Origin of the sequence: Pseudomonas sp. REB1044 (genome assembly GCF_038813925.1) — a bacterium.
GTDB classification, from domain to species: domain Bacteria; phylum Pseudomonadota; class Gammaproteobacteria; order Pseudomonadales; family Pseudomonadaceae; genus Aquipseudomonas; species Aquipseudomonas boreofloridensis.
In genome coordinates this window covers 324,417-343,220 of sequence record NZ_CP046139.1, presented here as the reverse complement: position 1 = coordinate 343,220, position 18,804 = coordinate 324,417, and the positions used below count along the sequence as shown (strand labels likewise).

19 protein-coding genes and 1 pseudogene are annotated in these 18,804 nt (G+C 64.8%); 11 read left to right on the top strand and 9 right to left on the bottom strand.

Features of this window, described 5'->3' with window-relative positions; all coding sequences use genetic code 11:
- The first annotated feature begins 52 nt into the window (after nucleotides 1-52).
- From GKC70_RS01555 to GKC70_RS01540, 4 genes are all read left to right on the top strand, one after another.
- On the top strand, nucleotides 53-856 hold the full coding sequence (locus tag GKC70_RS01555) for a helix-turn-helix domain-containing protein (RefSeq protein ID WP_029612851.1): 804 nt from the start codon (nucleotides 53-55) through the stop codon (nucleotides 854-856).
- A gap of 166 nt (nucleotides 857-1,022) precedes the next feature.
- Nucleotides 1,023-1,493: a YMGG-like glycine zipper-containing protein gene (locus tag GKC70_RS01550; protein WP_039581397.1), complete on the top strand. Its 471-nt coding sequence runs from the start codon at nucleotides 1,023-1,025 to the stop codon at nucleotides 1,491-1,493.
- A gap of 215 nt (nucleotides 1,494-1,708) precedes the next feature.
- Nucleotides 1,709-2,512, top strand: coding sequence for a protein-glutamate O-methyltransferase CheR (locus tag GKC70_RS01545; RefSeq protein WP_342650244.1), 804 nt, complete (start codon nucleotides 1,709-1,711; stop codon nucleotides 2,510-2,512).
- Nucleotides 2,513-2,630: 118 nt separating this feature from the next.
- The gene (locus GKC70_RS01540) at nucleotides 2,631-3,287 is read left to right on the top strand and encodes a response regulator transcription factor (RefSeq protein WP_029612855.1); all 657 of its coding nucleotides are present in this window, start codon (nucleotides 2,631-2,633) and stop codon (nucleotides 3,285-3,287) included.
- Here GKC70_RS01540 and GKC70_RS01535 read toward each other — a convergent pair.
- From GKC70_RS01535 to hslO, 3 genes are all read right to left on the bottom strand, one after another.
- Nucleotides 3,277-3,711: a thioesterase family protein gene (locus GKC70_RS01535; RefSeq protein WP_342650243.1), complete on the bottom strand. Its 435-nt coding sequence runs from the start codon at nucleotides 3,709-3,711 to the stop codon at nucleotides 3,277-3,279. The genes GKC70_RS01540 and GKC70_RS01535 overlap by 11 nt on opposite strands.
- Before the next feature lie 134 nt (nucleotides 3,712-3,845).
- Entirely contained in the window at nucleotides 3,846-5,393 is a 1,548-nt protein-coding gene (locus GKC70_RS01530; RefSeq protein WP_342650242.1) for a phosphoenolpyruvate carboxykinase, read from the bottom strand.
- Between the two features lie 179 nt (nucleotides 5,394-5,572).
- Nucleotides 5,573-6,472, bottom strand: coding sequence for an Hsp33 family molecular chaperone HslO (hslO, locus tag GKC70_RS01525; RefSeq protein ID WP_029612857.1), 900 nt, complete (start codon nucleotides 6,470-6,472; stop codon nucleotides 5,573-5,575).
- 117 nt (nucleotides 6,473-6,589) lie between these two features.
- Between hslO and GKC70_RS01520 the strand changes: the two genes are divergently transcribed.
- Nucleotides 6,590-7,390: a phosphatase PAP2 family protein gene (locus GKC70_RS01520; protein WP_029612858.1), complete on the top strand. Its 801-nt coding sequence runs from the start codon at nucleotides 6,590-6,592 to the stop codon at nucleotides 7,388-7,390.
- Nucleotides 7,391-7,453: 63 nt separating this feature from the next.
- Here the strand turns inward: GKC70_RS01520 and GKC70_RS01515 are convergent, their stop codons facing one another.
- Nucleotides 7,454-7,855, bottom strand: coding sequence for a S4 domain-containing protein (locus GKC70_RS01515; RefSeq protein WP_342650241.1), 402 nt, complete (start codon nucleotides 7,853-7,855; stop codon nucleotides 7,454-7,456).
- A 175-nt stretch (nucleotides 7,856-8,030) separates the two neighbouring features.
- On the opposite strand from GKC70_RS01515, the gene GKC70_RS01510 reads away from it, so the two are divergent.
- Together GKC70_RS01510 and rimK are read left to right on the top strand one after the other, a co-directional pair.
- The gene (locus GKC70_RS01510) at nucleotides 8,031-8,447 is read left to right on the top strand and encodes an ATP-dependent zinc protease (protein ID WP_240327028.1); all 417 of its coding nucleotides are present in this window, start codon (nucleotides 8,031-8,033) and stop codon (nucleotides 8,445-8,447) included.
- Nucleotides 8,444-9,349, top strand: coding sequence for a 30S ribosomal protein S6--L-glutamate ligase (gene rimK, locus GKC70_RS01505; protein ID WP_295481226.1), 906 nt, complete (start codon nucleotides 8,444-8,446; stop codon nucleotides 9,347-9,349). The genes GKC70_RS01510 and rimK overlap by 4 nt, the downstream gene beginning before the upstream one ends.
- 35 nt (nucleotides 9,350-9,384) lie before the next feature.
- On the opposite strand, the gene GKC70_RS01500 is transcribed toward rimK, so the two are convergent.
- Nucleotides 9,385-10,698 (bottom strand): ATP-binding protein, encoded by a 1,314-nt coding sequence (locus tag GKC70_RS01500; protein WP_029612861.1) that lies wholly within the window; start codon nucleotides 10,696-10,698, stop codon nucleotides 9,385-9,387.
- 97 nt (nucleotides 10,699-10,795) lie between these two features.
- Nucleotides 10,796-11,536, bottom strand: coding sequence for a two-component system response regulator OmpR (ompR, locus tag GKC70_RS01495; RefSeq protein ID WP_342650240.1), 741 nt, complete (start codon nucleotides 11,534-11,536; stop codon nucleotides 10,796-10,798).
- Nucleotides 11,537-11,763: 227 nt separating this feature from the next.
- Here ompR and GKC70_RS01490 point away from each other — a divergent pair, with 227 nt between their 5' ends.
- From GKC70_RS01490 to GKC70_RS01475, 4 genes and pseudogenes are all read left to right on the top strand, one after another.
- Complete coding sequence (locus tag GKC70_RS01490; protein ID WP_342650239.1) at nucleotides 11,764-14,097, top strand: Tex family protein; 2,334 nt, start codon at nucleotides 11,764-11,766, stop codon at nucleotides 14,095-14,097.
- Nucleotides 14,097-14,480 carry a PaaI family thioesterase gene (locus GKC70_RS01485; protein ID WP_342651578.1) on the top strand — a complete coding sequence of 128 codons (384 nt, stop codon included), beginning with the start codon at nucleotides 14,097-14,099 and terminating at the stop codon, nucleotides 14,478-14,480. Before GKC70_RS01490 ends, GKC70_RS01485 begins: the two co-directional genes overlap by 1 nt.
- A gap of 216 nt (nucleotides 14,481-14,696) precedes the next feature.
- A pseudogene (gshA, locus tag GKC70_RS01480) lies at nucleotides 14,697-16,273 on the top strand (glutamate--cysteine ligase).
- Nucleotides 16,273-16,905 carry a TetR/AcrR family transcriptional regulator gene (locus tag GKC70_RS01475; protein ID WP_342650238.1) on the top strand — a complete coding sequence of 211 codons (633 nt, stop codon included), beginning with the start codon at nucleotides 16,273-16,275 and terminating at the stop codon, nucleotides 16,903-16,905. The pseudogene gshA and the gene GKC70_RS01475 overlap by 1 nt, the downstream one beginning before the upstream one ends.
- Nucleotides 16,906-16,941: 36 nt before the next feature.
- Here the strand turns inward: GKC70_RS01475 and GKC70_RS01470 are convergent, their stop codons facing one another.
- Genes GKC70_RS01470 through ssuC form a run of 3 tightly spaced genes read right to left on the bottom strand, consistent with a single transcriptional unit; the run spans nucleotide 16,942 to nucleotide 18,795 of the window.
- Complete coding sequence (locus GKC70_RS01470) at nucleotides 16,942-17,157, bottom strand: molybdopterin-binding protein (RefSeq protein ID WP_008095172.1); 216 nt, start codon at nucleotides 17,155-17,157, stop codon at nucleotides 16,942-16,944.
- Between the two features lie 31 nt (nucleotides 17,158-17,188).
- The gene (gene ssuB / locus GKC70_RS01465; RefSeq protein WP_342650237.1) at nucleotides 17,189-18,001 is read right to left on the bottom strand and encodes an aliphatic sulfonates ABC transporter ATP-binding protein; all 813 of its coding nucleotides are present in this window, start codon (nucleotides 17,999-18,001) and stop codon (nucleotides 17,189-17,191) included.
- Nucleotides 17,998-18,795: an aliphatic sulfonate ABC transporter permease SsuC gene (ssuC, locus tag GKC70_RS01460; protein WP_317871409.1), complete on the bottom strand. Its 798-nt coding sequence runs from the start codon at nucleotides 18,793-18,795 to the stop codon at nucleotides 17,998-18,000. Before ssuC ends, ssuB begins: the two co-directional genes overlap by 4 nt.
- Nucleotides 18,796-18,804 lie beyond the last annotated feature (9 nt).

The window sequence follows — 18,804 nt, the reverse complement described above, 5'->3', positions numbered from 1 at the left end:
GAATGCCCGAGCAGGCCGGGTGCGCCCCTTTTCTTCAGCCAAGAATCGACCGATGAACGATCTGCCACTGGCCACCCTGTACCAGTCTCTCGAGCAGTCCCGCCCGGCCACCTTGGAGGCCTTGCTGGCGGGCGTGTCGCTGCTGCTGCCGATCCTCGACGCCATCCCCAACGCGGCGATCTTCATCAAGGATCCGGCAGCACGTTATGTGCTGGCCAACAGCACCTTGGTGCAGCGTTGCGGCTTGAGGCGCCTGCAGCCACTGCTGGGCAAGACCAGCGCCGAGGTGTTCCCGGCGCAGTTGGGGCCGGGCTATACCGAGCAGGACCGGCGAGTGTTGCAGGAGGGGCGGGTGCTGGAGGACCAGTTGGAGCTGCATCTGTACGGCAGCCGCGAGCCGGGCTGGTGCCTGACCCACAAGCGCCCGCTCTACAATCATCTGGATGAGATCATCGGCCTGGTGGGCATTTCGGTCGACCTGCAGGCCGCTGCCGACAGCCACCCCGCCTATCGACGCCTGGCGGCGGTGGACGAGCATATCCGCAGGCACTTCCATCAGCCGATCAGCCTGCGCGAGCTGACCCGCATCGCTGGGATTTCCGTGGCCCAACTGGAGCGCTACTGCAAACGGGTGTTCCACCTGACACCGCGGCAGATGATCCACAAGGCGCGATTGGAGCAGGCGCATCGGCTGTTGCTGAGCGACAGGCCGATCACCGAGGTGGCGATGGCGTGCGGCTACACCGATCACAGCGCCTTCAGTCGTCAGTTCAAGCAACTGACCGGCTTCACCCCACGCCAGTATCGTCAGGCCACCTCGCGCAGTGCAGACGACGCAGTGCCGAATCGGTGCTGAACGAGGCACGTGAAGTAATCTAGGACTGCCGAAAAAGCACAAAGTTTCATACGCAAATCAACAACTTAGAAGATTGTGTACAACTCGTGCCAATCGTCGGATTTCCGTTGCCAGCCCCCGCTTCGAGCGGCAAATTCCGCCTCGTCATCCCTATGAGGCTCTGTTGATGAAGAAGTACTCCTCGATTCTGTTGTTGTCTCTCGGCCTGCTCAGCGGCGCTGCCATGGCCGGCGGTACCACCGAAGCCGGCGTTGGCGGCGCATTGGGCGGGGTACTCGGCTCGGTGGTCGGCCAGTCCATCGGCGGCAACACCGGCTCGGCCATTGGTGCGGGCTTGGGTGGTGCAGCGGGCAGCGCCGTCGGCGCCGACAAACGCCAGCGCGGTGAAGCGGCCATTGGCGGCGCACTGGGCGCAGCGGGCGGTAACGTGGTGGGTCGCCAGTTGGGCGGCAGCACCGGCAGCCTGGTGGGCGCAGCGGCCGGCGGCGGCGCCGGTGGCGCGTTGGGCAACTACATGGGCAATCGCGCCGACCAGGACGATCGCCGCTACCGCCGCGACGACCGTCGTCACTGGGACCACGGCCCGCGTGATCGCCACTACGGCCACCGCAAGCACGGGCGCCACGGCCGGCACTGATACACGCCACGCCCTACGCCTGACACCTAAGGCCTCGCCCTCACCCGGCGAGGTCTTTGCGTTTGGGCAAATGCCAGGGCTTAGGGGCCTCCCCGATATGGAGGCCGAGAGTCACTGGATATGATTTCCCATCCGCCATCAGAACACGGGACGCAGGGAATGCGCACGAGCATCGTCGATCCAACATGCCAGCCCGGCCCCGGGGAGGCCCTAGGATGACGGACGCCACCTGCACTCCAACGCTGGATCAGGCCTGCTTCGAGCGTATCCGTCAGCGGGTCTGCCAGGCCACGGGCTATCGCCTGGCCGACGAGCGCCGCGCGGTGGTCGCCAGTCGCCTGCAATCACGCCTTCAACACCACGGCCTGACTAGCTTCGAAGCCTATCTCGAACGCGTCGACGAACAGCCCGCCGAACAGGCGTTGCTGTTGAGCCTGCTGATCGCCCGCGACACCTATTTCTTCCGCGAACACCGCCACTTCGAGCATCTGTTCCGCTGGCTGCCGAGCCTGGATCATCCACCGCGTCTGTGGAGCGCCGCCTGCGCCAGTGGCGAGGAAGCCTGGAGCCTGGCCATGGTGGCCGACCAGAGCGTACCGACCGGCTGGGAAGTCCTGGCCAGCGACTACGACAGTGGCTTGCTGCAACAGGCCGCCCGTGGTCGCTACGACCTGTCCCAGGCACGCTATTTCCCTCCTGGCTGGATGAGCCGCTACTGCCTGTGTGGTGCCGAGCCCCCTGCCAGTCGTCTACAGATCGCCTCCGGTCTGCGGGAGCGGGTACGCTTCGAGCTCATCAATCTGATCCAGCCATTGCCGGATGAGCTGGGTGAGTTCGACGCGATCCTGCTGCGTAATCTGCTCGCGGGTTTCGACCAGCGATGCAAGGCCGATGTGCTGCTGCGCCTGATGCCCCACTTGCGCCCCGGCGGGCTGCTGATGATCGGTCACAGCGAAAGCATCCACGGCCTGGACCTGCCACTGCGGCCGATACTGCCGTCAGTGTTCGAACGCTTATGATGAACAGCACTGCCGCATCGAACGGCAGACAAGGACTGGTCGCGCTCCCGCGCGGCAGTGCGCTTGTGGATCGAGCAGGCCTGCCGCCCCCCTTCCCTTGCGAAACAGGCCTTGACCCATGCCTTGCCGAATCCTGCTTGCCGACGACTCGCCCCTTTTCCGCGCCGGCCTGCGCGCCCTGCTCGAACAGAAGAAGGAATACGCCGTCGTAGCCGACACCAGCGATGCCATGAGCGCCGTGGCCCTGGCGGAAAAGCTGCGGCCGGAAATCGTCGTGCTGGACATGAACAGCGACACCCTGAACCGCCAGCAAGTGCTGCAAGAGCTCTTCATCCGCGTACCGGGCAGCCGCGTGCTGATGCTGTCGGCGCGCTCGGAACTGGAGCATGTGATGAACTGCCTGCAGCTCGGGGCACAGGGTTTCCTGCTCAAAAGCGCCACGGTCTGCGAATTCGAACAGGCCTTGCAGACCTTGCGCAGTGGCGGTCAGTACCTGTCATCGACGGTGCTGCCGATGGTCATCGGCCAGGCCCTCAAGCATAACCGCAAGCGCCCGGCCAGCCCCGCACAGGCCCCGCTGACCCCACGCCAACTGGAGATCCTGCGCCTGATCGCACGAGGCGAAAGCACCCGTTCGATCGCCGATGGCCTGGGCCTGAGCGTCAAGACCGTCGAAGCCCATCGCTCGCAGATCATGCACCGCCTGCAGATCCACGATGTCCCCGGACTGGTGCTGTTCGCCGTCCGCGAGGGCATCATCTGCCTCAACGATTGAGCGACAACCCGGCCAGGATCAATTGCAGGGTTTCGGGCAGCGGTGCAGCACGGCCCGTGGCGCGCTCGACGAACACCTGCACCACTCGGCCCATCGCGCAGGCTTCTGACTCACCCGGACGATACAGTGCCAGACGGAACTCGACGGTGCTGCCACCCAGGCGCGAGACACCCAGCGCCACTTCGAGCACATCGGGGAAGCCTGGCAAGGCGAAGAAATCGGCCGCCGAACTGACCACCAACGCCGCCAGCTCGCCTTCACGCAGGTCGAGTTCGGCCTGCTCGATCAGAAAAGCCTGGATGGCGGTTTCGAACAGGGCATGCACGGTGGAGCCGGCCATGTGGCCGTTGTGGTCGTTGTCCTGCGGGCGGGTGAGGATGGGGTGGAAATGCGAGAAGGCACTGCGCTGGATGGACTCGGTCATGGGGTATCCAAAGCGGGTGGCGGGAAAACAAGCTTCCCACATTTGCCCGAAGACACTCCAGAGCCACGCGCAGCCCCCTCGCCAGTCACAAAAAAGCCGCCCCGAGGGACGGCTCTTCGTCGCGTGGGACGCGCTTACAGCTGCGGACCGGCCGCCTTGATGGCGTCGGAGACGTCGAACTTGTTGAAGTTCTCGGTGAACAGCTTGGCCAGGCCTTTGGCGGCCTCGTCGTAGGCCGCCGGGTCAGCCCAGGTGTTGCGTGGGTTGAGCAGTTGAGTGTCGACGCCCGGAACGGCCTTCGGCACGTCCAGGTTGATGATGTCCAGGTGCTCGGTTTCGGCACCGATCAGCGCGCCGCTCTGGATCGCAGCGATCACGGCACGGGTAGTGGGGATGCAGAAACGCTTGCCAACGCCATAGCCACCGCCAGTCCAACCGGTGTTGACCAGGTAGACCTTGGAGCCGAAGCCTTTGATACGCTTGATCAGCAGCTCGGCGTACTCACCCGCCGGACGCGGGAAGAACGGTGCGCCGAAGCAGGTGGAGAAGGTCGACTTGATGCCGCTGCCCGAGCCCATTTCGGTGGAACCGACCAGCGCGGTGTAGCCGGACAGGAAGTGATAGGCCGCCTGCTCGTTGTTCAGGATCGACACAGGCGGCAGCACGCCGGTCAGGTCGCAGGTCAGGAAGATGACGGCATTCGGCTCGCCACCCAGGTTGGCCTCGGAACGCTTGGCGACGTGCTCCAGTGGGTAGGCGGCGCGGCTGTTCTGGGTCAGGCTGAAGTTGGCGTAGTCGGCATGGCCGGCCTCGTCGATGATCACGTTTTCCAGCACTGCGCCGTGCTTGATGGCTTTCCAGATGACCGGCTCGTTCTTCTCGGACAAGTCGATGCACTTGGCGTAGCAGCCGCCTTCGATATTGAAAACGACGCCCTCGCCCCAGCCGTGCTCGTCGTCACCGATCAGGTAACGGCTTTCGTCGGCCGACAGGGTGGTCTTGCCGGTGCCGGACAGGCCAAAGAACAGGGTCACGTCGCCTGCCTCGCCAATGTTGGCGGCGCAGTGCATAGGCAGTACGTCAGCAGCCGGCAGCAGGAAGTTCTGCACCGAGAACATGGCCTTCTTCATTTCGCCGGCGTAGCACATGCCGGCGATCAGCACCTTCTTCTGGGCGAAGTTGAGGATGACGCAGCCATCGGAGTTGGTGCCGTCACGCTCGGGCACGCACTCGAAATTGGCGACGTTCAGCACCTGCCACTGGTCGCGACCGGCCGGGTTGAACTGGCCGTCTTCCGGGGTGATGAACAGGCAGCGGCCGAACAGGTTCTGCCAGGCGGTCTGGGTGGTCATCTTGACCGGCAGGTAGTGCTCCTGGGCAGCACCGACGTGCACGTAGGAAACGAAGTGTTCCTGGGCGTTGTTGAACGCCTCGACGCGGTCCCACAAGGCATCGAACTTTTCGGCCGGGAACTTGCGGTTGATCGGGCCCCAGGCAATGGCGGCAGAGGTGCTCGGCTCATCGACGATGAAGCGGTCAGCGGGCGAACGACCGGTGCGGTGACCGGTTTTCACGACCAGTGCGCCAGTATCGGCCAGCACGCCTTCCTTGCGAGACAGCGCTTGTTTCACCAGCTCGTCGACGCTCAGGTCGGTGTACACGGTGTTGTTGGCTTGCGTCATGAGATACCCCATCCGGCCCGAGGCCGAGTGCTCCAAACGTTTTTGTAGTGGTCTGTTTCAAACTACTACAGCGAAAAATTGGCCGGATTATGCCAGAAACGCCCAAAAAAAGTAGACCCCTCCTGTCGTATCTGCGCTTTTGCGCAGTTAGACAGGAGAATCTCCTGCGATGAAGCGTTTCAGTGGAGAGTTTCTGATGCCCCATCCGTGCCACCGCCAGCGAACAATTGCGCCACATCGGTTGCATCGAAGAGATAGCGCTCGTTGCAGAACTGGCAATCGATTTCCACCGTGCCGCCGCATTCCTCGACCAGCGCCTTGGCATCGGCCTCGCCGAGGCTGACCAAGGCATTGCCGGAGCGCTCTCGGGAGCAACTGCAACTGAAGCGCAGTGGCTCGACATCGAACAGGCGCACAGCGTCCTCGTGATAGAGGCGGTGCAGCAGGGTTTCGTTGTCCAGCGCCCACTCCTCGGCCTTGAGGGTACTGGCCAGGGCCACTACATGCTGCCAACTCTCATCACGTTCTTCGTCATCGGGCTGGCGATCGCGCGGCAACTGCTGCAACAACAGGCCACGGGCCTTGCCGGCGGAAGCATCGAGCCAGAAGCGGGTGTTCAACTGCTGGGACTGCACGAAGTAGTTGGTGAAGCACTCGGACAGGTTCGCGCCATCCAGGTCGACGGTGCCCTGGTAGCGCTGGCCTTTGATCGGGTCGATGGTCAGCGTGAGGTGACCGTCGGGCATCAGCTCGGCGAGGCCGGCCTCGTTGGCGATCTGGTCGGCCTCGTAGCGGGCCATGCCGCGGATGTCGCGCTCGCCCGAGCACTCGACCATGAGCAGCGGGATAGGCCCTTGCGAGCGCGCCTGGAGAATCAGCAAGCCGTCGAACTTGAGTGCACCGACCAGGAGCGAGGTGGCGGCCATCAGTTCACCCAGCAGCGTGGCGACCGGCTGCGGATAGGGATGACGCGCCAGCACTTCGCCGTAGCTGTGGTCGAGGGAGACCCATTCGCCACGCACGTCGCGGTCTTCGAAAAGGAAGCGTTGGGTGAAATCGGTGTCAGGTAAATCGCTCATGGTTTCCCGGCTATCTGAATATTCTGAAAAGGATGACAAAATGATTGCAAGAGCCTACAAAGGCCCGTCGAAAGCGCCCACAAGGCGCTGAACTCAAGCTGGCGATCGAGGTATTTTATGGATAATCGGCCACTGTTCCAACCAAGGTGGTCCTGGGGACCACTGGCATTCTGCACCCTGCTGCCTATTGCACTACTGTGTTTCTGGTTGTGGCCGTTTGGCCAGATCCTGTTTCTGACTTTCGACGAGTGGCTGTTCCGCAGCCTCAACACGCCATTGGCCGACAACGCCGTGTGGCGCTGGATCTGGACCGTGGGCAGCCTGCGGCCCTTCGATATCGTCGTCGGCCTGATCCTGCTCGCCTTGCTGATCAAGGGCGACTGGGTGTTCAAGGCCGTTCAGGTTCGCCAGGCATTCTTCGGCTTTTTCGTCAGCCTGCTGCTGTTAGTGGTGGTGCGCGCGCTGTTTTCCAAGTGGGTCGATGCATCCGGTTGGCAGCATGACAGCCCGTCGATCGTGTTCGACGACGCCGTGCGCCTGAGCCAGTACTACCCGCACCTGGAAGAACACTGGGAACTGAAGGACCGGTCGAGCAAGAGCTTCCCAGGCGATCACGCCTCGGTGTTGCTGCTCTGGGCACTGTTCATGAGCCTGTTCAGCCGGCGCCTGGTCCAAGCCCTGGCGATCTGGGCACTGGCCACGCTGTTCATGCTGCCACGGCTGGTGGCCGGCGCGCACTGGGGCCAGGACGACTATGTCGGCGGGCTGGGCATGGCCGTGCTGGCACTGGGCTGGACCGTGCACACACCGCTGGCGGCCAAGGCCAGCACGGCGCTGTTGCGCTGGACCGCGCCGCTGTTCCGACTGCTGGGCAAGCTGCCGCTGATTGGACGCATGAGCGTGATTCGCGGCGCCTGAACCGCGTTTTGTCGGTCAACCGCGCCGAGCCAACGGCGCGGCTGACCGCACGGTTGAAATTGCCTAGTCGAAACTGCCCTGCAACTGATGAATCTGCCGGCGCTGTTTCTTGTTCGGCCGTCCATCGGTGGTCATCCCCACCGCGCCCGCCTTGCGCAGCTCGGCCGCGTGCTGACGACGCTGCAGGCTCTCGGCGGTTTCCTCGTAAAGGGTCTGCGCCTCAGGCGCGCCGCGCCGTACCAGTGACAACGCCTTGACCACCACGGTCTTTTCATCGAAACCGGTGCGCAGCACGAATTCATCGCCCACCCGAGGTTCCTTGCCCGGCTTGCAACGCTCGCCGCGACAGTGCACCTTGCCACTTTCGATGGCCGCCTTGGCCAGCGCGCGGGTCTTGTAGAAGCGCGCCGCCCACAACCACTTGTCCAGGCGTACCTTGTCGTCTTCTTCCGACTTTTGTGCCATCTCTGTGCCTCGAATTCTGTCTTTAACCGAACTGTACTACCGTAGCTGTCGGATGCAAAAAGTCCGTGTGATGCTTACAGTTCACCACCTCGTTCGCAGGCTGTGCTAATTGAAAACATTTGATCATCTGACAGTGATTGGCCTGCGCGAATGGATCGCCTTGCCCAACCTCGGCCTGGCAGGCCTGCGCGCCAAGATCGACACCGGCGCCAGCACCTCGAGCCTGCATGCCACCGACATCGAGCCGTTCGAACGCGATGGCCAACCCTGGGTGCGCTTCACCGCGCACCTGGGCTCGGTGGTGCAGCTGCGCCACCGCCGCTGCGAGGCGCCGTTGGTGACCATGAAGACCATCAAGAGCTCCAACGGCCACGCCCAGACCCGCTATGTGATTCGCACGCCGCTGGCACTGGGCGATCGGGTATGGGAGGTGGAGTTCACCCTGGCCTGTCGCAAGAGCATGCGCTACCGACTGTTGCTGGGATCGAAGGCGCTGGTGCACGGTCAACTGGTAGTGAACCCGGGCCTTAAGTACGTCCAGGACAAACCGGCCTTCGTGGCCACCCTCCCCCCTGTCACAGGTGCTGCATGAAGATCGCCGTGCTTTCGCGTAATCCGCGTCTGTATTCCACCCGCCGGCTGGTCGAAGCCGGCATCCAGCGCGGTCACGAGATGGTCGTGATCGACACCTTGCGCGCCTACATGAACATCGCCAGCCACAAGCCGCAGATCCACTACCGTGGCAAGCCGCTGGAGGGCTTCGATGCGGTGATCCCGCGCATCGGTGCCTCGGTCACGTTCTACGGCTGCGCCGTGTTGCGCCAGTTCGAGATGATGGGGGTCTATCCGCTCAACGAGTCGGTGGCCATCGCCCGCTCGCGGGACAAGCTGCGCTCGCTGCAGCTGCTGTCACGGCGCGGCATCGGCCTGCCGGTCACCGGCTTTGCCCACTCGCCTGACGACATTCCCGACCTGATCCAGATGGTCAACGGCGCCCCGCTGGTGATCAAGGTGCTCGAAGGCACACAGGGCATCGGCGTGGTGCTGTGCGAGACCACCAAGGCCGCCGAGTCGGTGATCGAGGCGTTCATGGGTCTCAAGCAGAACATCATGGTCCAGGAGTACATCAAGGAAGCCGGCGGCGCCGACATTCGCTGCTTCGTGGTGGGCGACAAGGTGATCGCCTCGATGAAGCGTCAGGCCAAGCCAGGGGAGTTCCGCTCCAACCTGCACCGAGGCGGCGTGGCCAGCCTGATCAAGATCACCCCCGAAGAGCGCATGACCGCCATACGCGCGGCCAAGGTCATGGGCCTGAGCGTGGCGGGTGTGGATATCCTGCGCTCCAACCACGGACCGCTGGTGATGGAGGTGAACTCGTCACCGGGTCTGGAAGGCATCGAGGTCACCACCGGCAAGAACGTGGCCGGGATGATCATCGAGCATCTGGAGAAACATGGCGGGCCGAATCAGACCCGCACCAAGGGCAAGGGCTGATCCATAGGGTTCGCGGCGCAGGCCGCGAACCCGGCTCACACCGCGTTGCGCGGCAGCAACAGGCCCAGCGGCAGGCGCACGCGGGCCTCGATACCCCCGCCGGAGCGGTTACGCAACTCCACATTGCCGCCATGCTGCGCCGCAATACGCTTGACGATCGCAAGCCCCAGGCCCGTCCCCTTGCCACCGCGTGCGCGATCGCCACGGATGAACGGGTTGAAGATGGTTTCCAGCTCGGACTCCTCGATACCGGCACCGCGGTCCAGCACGCTGAGCACCACATAGGGCGCGCTCTGGTCGCCCGACACGTAAGCCGCCACTTCCACACCCTGCCCGGCGTGGTGCAGGGCATTGCCGATCAGGTTGCCGAGCATGCGCTTGAGTGAGACGCGCCGCAGCGGGAACGGCGGGATCGGCTCCAGGCACAGCCGCACCCGCTCCTCAGGCTGGTTGTAGGGTGCGACCACTTCGCGGATCAAGTGCTCCAGGTCGACTTCCTCGACCGGCTCGTCGCGGCCGTCGCGGATGAACGCCAGGAACTGGTCGAGGATGGCGTCCATGTCTTCGATGTCACGCACCATGTCCTCGCTCAACTCGCTCTCGTTGCCCATCAGCGACAGCGACAGGCGCAACCGGGTCAGCGGCGTGCGCAAGTCATGGGAGACCCCGGCCAGCATCAGCTCGCGCTCGCGCCCGGCCTGCTCGACATCCTCGGCCATCTGATTGAAGGCACGGTACACCTCGGTCATCTCGCTGGGCGTATCGCTGATGGGCAGGCGCACGCTGCGGCCCTGGCCCAACTGGCGGGCGGCGAACACCAGGCGCTTGAGCGGCTGGTTGAGCTGGCGCACGAAGATCCAGGCCGACGCCGTGGACAGCAGGCCGATCGCCAGGAACCAGCCAAGCACGTTCCAGATTTTCTGGCCCCGCAGCGGATGCGGGTACAGCGGCACCTTCAGCCAGCCCGGGCCCAGGCTCGGCGCGTTGACCCACAGTGCCGGCGGGGCATGCACACGCAGGCGTACTTCGGTGTCCTCACCCAGCTCGGCCTGCATCTGCCGCTGGTAGATCTCGCTGTAAGGCCAATGCTGTTCGCCTTCGGGCACGCCCGCGCCGGTGACCCGGATCAGCCCGGCCGCTTCGGCGATCTGGTCGCGGTTTTCCTCGTCTGCCGCCCAGTAGGCGCGCAGGGTGAGGGCCACGCCGTGGCTGTACTGGCGATCGACCAGCACGTCCTCGTTCATCAATAGATAAACCAGGGTCAGGGCCTTGGAGAACAGCACGACGATCAGCACCAGCCACAAGGTGCGGGCGAAGAAGCTTTGCGGAAACCAGAGGGGCGTTTTCATCAGGAGCACTGCTGCGAAGCGGGAACAGGAAGGCCGGCGACCACAGACGAAAACAGGGCGACCCTTGCGGGCCGCCCTGCCGCGTCATGGCAGAGGCTCATTTGCCGGCATGTCCATCCGGCACGAAGACGTAGCCCACACCCCATACCGTCTGGATGTAACGGGGTTTGGACGGGTCGGGTTCGATCATCCGGCGCAAGCGCGAGATCTGCACGTCGATGGAGCGCTCCAGCGCGTCCCACTCGCGACCACGGGCCAGGTTCATCAGCTTGTCGCGGGTCAGCGGCTCGCGGGCGTGCATGACCAGCGCCTTGAGCACGGCGAACTCGCCGGTGGTGAGCATGTGCACTTCGTCGCCACGGGTGAGCTCGCGCGTGGCCAGCGACAAGGCGTAGTCGCCGAAGGTCACGACCTCGTCCTCGCTGCCCGGCGCCCCGGGCACGCTCGGCGCCTGACGGCGCAGCACCGCCTTGACCCGCGCCACCAGCTCGTCAGGGTTGAAGGGCTTGGCCAGGTAGTCGTCGGCGCCCAGTTCCAGGCCTTTGATGCGGCTGAGCTCATCGCCCTTGGCGGTGAGCATGATGATCGGAATCTGGTTGTTCGCCGCGCGCAGGCGGCGGCAGGCGGAGAGGCCGTCCTCGCCAGGGAGCATGAGGTCGAGCACCACCAGGTTGAAGACTTCACGGGCCAGCAGGCGGTCCATCTGCTCGACGTTGGGCACGGCACGGGCGCGGAAGCCCTTGCTGGTGAAGAAACGCTCCAGCAGGCTGCTCAGCCCCGGATCGTCGTCCACGATGAGAATCTTTTCGCCTTCAGCATTGTTTGCGGTGCTGGTCATCAATAACTCCTCTGAGATCGCCGCGCATTATGGCGTAGCCATTGCAACGCGTGCCGTGTGCATTGTTAGCAGATTTTTCCCTCGGCGCCACTTCCCCGCCACGCGCATGGCCCAGCGCTATCACCGCAAGCCGGACGCGATCGGTATAATGCGCCGCTTTCATCCAGCGCCGTCGGGCTCCAAGTGCCGCCGCGGCCTCATGCATTCATATTTGTCAGGTGGTTCTCATGGACAGCATCAACAGCCGTATCGCCGAGGAACTGGGCGTACGCCCACAACAGGTGGAAGCGGCCGTAGGCCTGTTGGACGAAGGCTCGACCGTGCCCTTCATCGCCCGTTACCGCAAGGAAGTGACCGGCAGCCTGGACGACACGCAACTGCGCCACCTGGAAGAGCGTCTGCGTTACCTGCGCGAACTCGACGAGCGCCGCGCCAGCATCCTTTCCAGCATCCAGGAACAGGGCAAGCTCACTCCCGAACTGTCCCGCGAGATCGCCCTGGCCGACACCAAGACCCGCCTCGAAGACCTGTACCTGCCGTACAAGCAGAAGCGCCGCACCAAGGGCCAGATCGCCCTGGAAGCCGGCCTCGGCGAGCTGGCCGACAGCCTGTTCGACGACCCGCAACTGAATCCGGAAGCACACGCAGCACGCTTCGTCGATGCCGACAAGGGCGTGGCCGACGTCAAGGCCGCGCTGGAAGGCGCCAAGTACATCCTCATGGAGCGCTTCGCCGAAGATGCCGCCCTGCTCGACAAGCTGCGTGGTTTCCTCAAGCACGAAGCGGTGCTCACCGCACGCGTGGTGCCGGGCAAGGAAGAAGAAGGCGCCAAGTTCCGCGACTACTTCGCCCATGACGAACTGCTGCGCAACGCCCCGTCGCACCGCGCCCTGGCAATCTTCCGTGGCCGCAACGAGGGTGTGCTGAGCGCCTCGCTGAAGGTCGGCGAGGAACTGCCGGGCACCCTGCACCCTTGCGAGGTGATGATCGGCCAGCACGTGGGCGTCGAGAACCGCGGTCGTCCGGCCGACAAATGGCTCGGCGAGGTGGTGCGCTGGACCTGGAAGGTCAAGCTCTACACCCACCTGGAGACCGACCTGTTCGGCGAGTTGCGCGACAACGCCGAGGGCGAGGCGATCAACGTCTTCGCCCACAACCTGCACGACCTGCTGCTGGCCGCCCCGGCCGGGCCGCGCGCCACCCTGGGCTTCGACCCGGGCCTGCGCACCGGCTGCAAGATCGCCGTGGTCGATGCCACCGGCAAGCTGCTGGACTACACCACCGTGTACCCGCACGCCCCGAAGAACGAGTGGGACCGCACCCTGTCGATCATGGCCGCGTTGTGCGCCAAGCACTCGGTGGAGCTGATCGCCATCGGCAACGGCACCGCCAGCCGCGAGAGCGACAAGCTGGTGGCCGAGCTGGTCAAGAAATACCCCGCGCTGAAGATCACCAAGGTCATGGTGTCCGAAGCCGGTGCCTCGGTGTATTCGGCCTCCGAGCTGGCCGCCCGTGAATTCCCTGACTTGGACGTGTCGATCCGTGGCGCCGTGTCGATCGCCCGCCGCCTGCAAGACCCGCTGGCCGAGCTGGTGAAGATCGATCCTAAGTCCATCGGCGTCGGCCAGTACCAGCACGATGTGTCGCAGGTGAAACTGGCGCGCGGCCTGGACGCGGTGGTCGAGGACTGCGTGAACGCCGTCGGCGTGGACGTCAATACCGCTTCGGTGGCGCTGCTCACGCGCATCTCCGGCCTCAACGCCACCCTGGCGCAGAACATCGTCGCGCATCGCGATGCCAACGGCCCGTTCGCCACCCGCGCGGCATTGAAGAAAGTCAGCCGCCTCGGCGAGAAGACCTTTGAACAGGCCGCCGGCTTCCTGCGCGTGATGAACGGCGACAACCCGCTGGATGCCTCGGCGGTGCACCCGGAAGCTTATCCACTGGTGCAGCGCATCGCCGCCGGCACCGACCGCGACATCCGCTCGCTGATCGGCGACAGCAGCTTCCTCAAGCGCCTGGACCCGAAGACCTTCACCGACGAGACCTTCGGCCTGCCCACCGTCACCGACATTCTCCAGGAGCTCGACAAGCCCGGCCGCGACCCGCGCCCGGAGTTCAAGACCGCCACCTTCCAGGACGGCGTCGAAGACCTCAAGGACCTGGAGCCGGGCATGATCCTCGAAGGCGTGGTGACCAACGTCACCAACTTCGGCGCGTTCGTCGACATCGGCGTCCACCAGGACGGCCTGGTGCATATCTCGGCGCTGTCGGAGAAGTTCGTCAAAGACCCGCGCGAGGCGGTCAAGGCGGGCGATGTGGTCAAGGTCAAGGTCATGGAGGTGGATATCCCGCGCAAACGCGTCGGCCTGTCCATGCGCATGGGCGATACTCCGGGCGAGAAAGTCGAAGGTCAGCGTGGCGGCGCACGCGGCAAGGGCGACAAGAGCGGCAACCGCCCGCAGCAGGCCACACGCCCGCGTGAAACCGTCAGCGCAGCGCCAGCGAACAACGCCATGGCGGCGCTGTTCGCCAACGCCAAGCAGTTGAAGAAGAAATGATGGAGGTGCCTCGGGAATACGTCGAGAGCGCTTTCAGCCAACTGCTGGGCTGCCGCCTGCAGCACCTGGAAACGGGTGTGGCGGCGGTGGCCCTGGCGCTGACGCCACCGCTGCGCAACCGCGGCCAGAAGCTGCACGGCGGGGCGATCTTCAGCCTGGTCGACATCGCCATGGGCCTGGCCTGCTCGGCCAGCCATGGCTTCGACCAGCAGAGCGTGACCCTCGAGTGCAAGATCAACTACCTGCGCGCCGTCAGCGACGGCGAGGTGCTGTGCACGGCCAGGGTGATCCATGCCGGGCGCCGCACCCTGGTGGTCGACGCCGATGTAACCCAGGGCGACAAGCGAGTGGCCAAGGCGCAGGGAACCTTCGCGGTTCTCTAGCTCACCAAAGGATAACTGCGGTATGTTGCTGGCATCGAGCCATTGGGGTCGTTTGCCAGTCCTTCGCGCCTATGGCGCGCAGGGCCCATGCAAAGCCCCGGTTGCACCACCGGAACCGCGTAAACCAGGCGACAACGCCAGTTCCTTTGTACCTACCCTTGTAGACCGTCATCCCTACCCCCATATCAGGGCGACCGACGCGTGAAGGAATACACCTTGAGCGACCTCCTCAATCGCCGCCTGAGCTTGCTCGGCAACCACCTCCCGCTGCTCAAGCAGTGCCTGCACGGTATCGAGCGCGAGTGCCTGCGGGTGACCGCCGAAGGCCGTCTGGCCCAGACCCCGCATCCCGAAACCCTGGGTTCGGCGCTGACCAACGAGCAGATCACCACCGATTATTCCGAGTCGCTGCTGGAGTTCATCACTCCGGCGCTGGCCGACCCGGCCGAGGTGCTCGACAACCTCGAGCAGGTCCACCGTTTCGTCTACACCCAACTGGGCGACGAGTACCTGTGGAGCCCGTCGATGCCCTGCGCGCTGCCGGCCGAGGAAGACATTCCGATCGCCGAGTACGGCACCTCCAACATCGGCAAGCTCAAGCACGTGTACCGCAAGGGCCTGGCCCTGCGCTACGGCCGCACCATGCAGTGCATCGCCGGCATTCACTACAATTTCTCGCTGCCCGAAGCGCTCTGGCCCTGCTGCGCCAGGACGAGGCCAGCGCCGAAAGCGACCGCGACTACCAATCGGCCGCCTACATCGCCCTGATCCGCAACTTCCGGCGCTACAGCTGGCTGCTGATGTACCTGTTCGGCGCTTCGCCGGCCCTGGACAAAGGCTTCCTGCGTGGCCGTGCGCACCAGCTCGAAGAGCTGGACGGCGAGACCCTGTACCTGCCTTACGCCACCAGCCTGCGCATGAGCGACCTGGGTTATCAGAGCAATGCCCAGGCCGGCCTGACGCCGTGCTACAACAACCTGGCCAGCTACACCGACAGCCTGCGCAAGGCCGTCGGCACGCCCTACCCGCCCTATGTCGAGGTCGGCACCCATGTCGACGGCGAATGGGTGCAGTTGAACACCAACATCCTGCAGATCGAGAACGAGTACTACTCGAACATCCGCCCCAAGCGTGTCACTTACACCGGCGAGCGGCCGATCCAGGCCCTGACCGCGCGTGGCGTGCAGTACGTGGAAGTGCGCTGCCTGGACATCAACCCGTTCCTGCCGGTGGGCATCGACCTCACCGAAGCGCGCTTTCTCGACGCTTTCCTGCTGTTCTGCGCCCTCGACGAGAGCCCGCAACTGGAGAACGGCGAATGCAGCCAGTGCTCCGGCAACTTCCTCAGCGTGGTCAAGGAAGGTCGCCGACCGGGCCTGGAGCTGCAGCGTGACGGCCAGCCGATCACGCTCAAGGCGTGGGCCAGCGAGCTGCTCGGCCGCATCGGGCAACTGGCCGAACTGCTCGACCGCGCCCACGGCAGCGACGAGCACGCCACAGCCCTGGCCGAGCAGCAGGCCAAGGTCGACGACCCGGAGCTCACGCCGTCCGCCCAAGTGCTGGCGCGCATGACCGAGCACGAGGAGTCCTTCGTCAAGTTCGCCCTGCGCCAGAGCCAATTGCACGCCGACAACTTCCGCCAGCAGCCGCTGCCAGCCGAACGCCAGCAGGCGTTCGAAACCCTGGCGCGCGATTCGCTGGCCGAGCAGTCGCGCCTGGAGCAGCAGGAAGTGGGTGACTTCGACCTGTTCGTCGGCGCCTACCAGGCCAGCATCCTGGCCATCAGCAACTGATGAGCCGCGCCGCCGTCGCCCGCAAACCGCGCGCCAGCAGTCAGGCGAGGATCGCCACGATCCTCGCCGCGGCGCGCGAACTGCTGACCGACGGCGGCGTCGGCGCCCTGTCGATCTACAGCGTGGCCGAGCGGGCGCAGATCCCGCCCTCGTCGGTGTATCACTTCTTCGCCAGCGTGCCGGCGTTGCTCGAAGTCCTGACCGCCGATGTGCACCGGGCCTTTCGCGAGGCCCTGAACGCCCCCATCGACAGCCACGGGTTCGCCACCTGGCATGAACTGTCCCGCTTGGTCGAGCAGCGCATGCTCGCCATCTATCACGAGGACGCCGCCGCGCGGCAGTTGATCCTGGCGCAGCATGGACTGAGCGAAGTGGTGCAGGCCGACCGACAGCACGACATGGAGCTGGGCAAGCTGATGCACAAGGTGTTCGACCAGCATTTCCACCTGCCGGTGATGCCGGCGGATGTCGATGTGTTCGCCTTGGCGATGGAATTGAGTGATCGGGTGTACGCGCGCTCGGTGCAGTTGCACGAAGCGATCACCCCGCGCATGGCCGAGGAAGCCCAGCGGGTGTTCGAGGCGTATCTGGGGCTGTATCTGCCCCCGTTTCTGGCCAAGCGTATCTTCTGAGGTACTGGGGCCGCGTCGCGGCCCCCGATACCCGTATCACAGCTTGGCGATGGACACCTCGGTCGATTTCACGAAGGCGATCACCTCGCTGCCGACCTGCAGTTCCAACTCCTTGACCGAACGCGTGGTGATCACCGAAGTGACGATACCGGAGGCGGTCTGCACGTCGATTTCCGACAAGACCGGACCTTCGAGGATTTCTTTAACGGTGCCCTTGAACTGGTTGCGTACGTTGATCGCTTTGATGGTCATGGGATGCTTCCTTCTCTTTGGCTTCGGGGGTTCAGTGAGCCCAACGCAATTGCGTGGGCAGAGGGGCAACAGGTTCCGGTGCCGGCGGGGTGCCGGGTACCGAAAGGACACGGTCGAGCACTGCGCTTTCCAGCAAGGCCAGGCGCTGCGAACCTCGCGCCCGGGGCCTTGCCAGGTCGACGGCGAGGTCCAGACCGACCTCACCGTCCTCGATCAGGATCACCCGGTCGGCCACGGCGACGGCCTCGCTGACGTCGTGGGTGACCAGCAGCACGGTAAAGCCGTGCTCACGCCAGAGGCGTTCGATCAGTTGCTGCATCTCGATCCGGGTCAGGGCATCCAGCGCACCCAGTGGCTCGTCGAGCAGCAGCAGACGCGGTTGATGGATCAGCGCCCTGGCCAAGGCCACGCGCTGCTTCTGTCCGCCAGACAATGCGGCGGGCCATTCATGGGCACGGTCCGCCAGACCGACCTGCGCCAGCGCCTGCAACGCCCGCGGGCGCCAGTCGCCGTTGAGGCCAAGGCCGACGTTGTCGATGACCTTCTTCCACGGCAGCAGCCGGGCGTCCTGGAACATCAGGCGAGTTTCTTCGCGCGCTTGCTCCAGCGGCGCCGCGCCAGCGAGCAGGTCGCCGGCACTGGGTTGATCGAGGCCGGCCAGCAAGCGCAGCAGGGTGCTCTTGCCGCAGCCCGAGCGCCCGACGATGGCAACGAACTGGCCGGCCGGGATGTGCAGGTCGATGCCCCGCAGCACCTCACGCTGACCGAATGCCTTGCGCAGGCCCCGGGCCGCCAACGGAATGCCGCGCAGCAGGTGCGGCGGTTGCTTCTCGAGCACGCTCATGCGCCCTCCTTCCTGGCCACTTGGTAAGCGGGATGCCAGCGCAGCCAGACCCGTTCCAGCCCGCGCGCAGCCAGGTCGGCGAGCTTGCCGAGCACGGCGTACAGGACGATGGCCAGCACCACCACGTCGGTTTGCAGAAACTCTCGGGCATTCATCGCCAGGTAGCCGATGCCGGCGTTGGCCGAAATGGTTTCGGCGACGATCAGGGTCAGCCACATGAACCCCAGGGCGAAGCGCACGCCGACCAGGATCGACGGCAGCGCGCCGGGCAGGATCACCTGACGGAACAGGGCCAAGCCCGACAGCCCGTAGCTGCGCGCCATCTCCACCAGGGCCGGGTCGACGTTGCGGATGCCGTGGTAGGTGTTGAGGTAGATCGGGAACAAGGTGCCCAGGGCGACCAGGAAGATCTTCGCCGACTCATCGATGCCGAACCACAGGATTACCAAGGGGATCAGCGCCAGGTGCGGCACGTTGCGGATCATCTGCACCGAACTGTCGAGCAGGCGTTCACCCCAGTTGGACAATCCGGTGATGAAGCCCAGCACCAGGCCGATGCTGCCGCCGATGACGAAGCCCACGGCAGCGCGCCAGCCGCTGATCGCCAGGTGGGTCCACAGCTCGCCGCTGCGCACCAGTTCGACCCCGGCGGCCACCACCGCGCTCGGGGCGGGCAGGATGCGCGTGGACAGCCAGCCGGCGCTCACCGCCAGTTGCCATACCGCCAGCAGCAGTACCGGCAGCGCCCAAGGCGCCAGGCGCTGGCTCAAGGTGGAGGACGTTGCACGACTCATCAGGCGCCC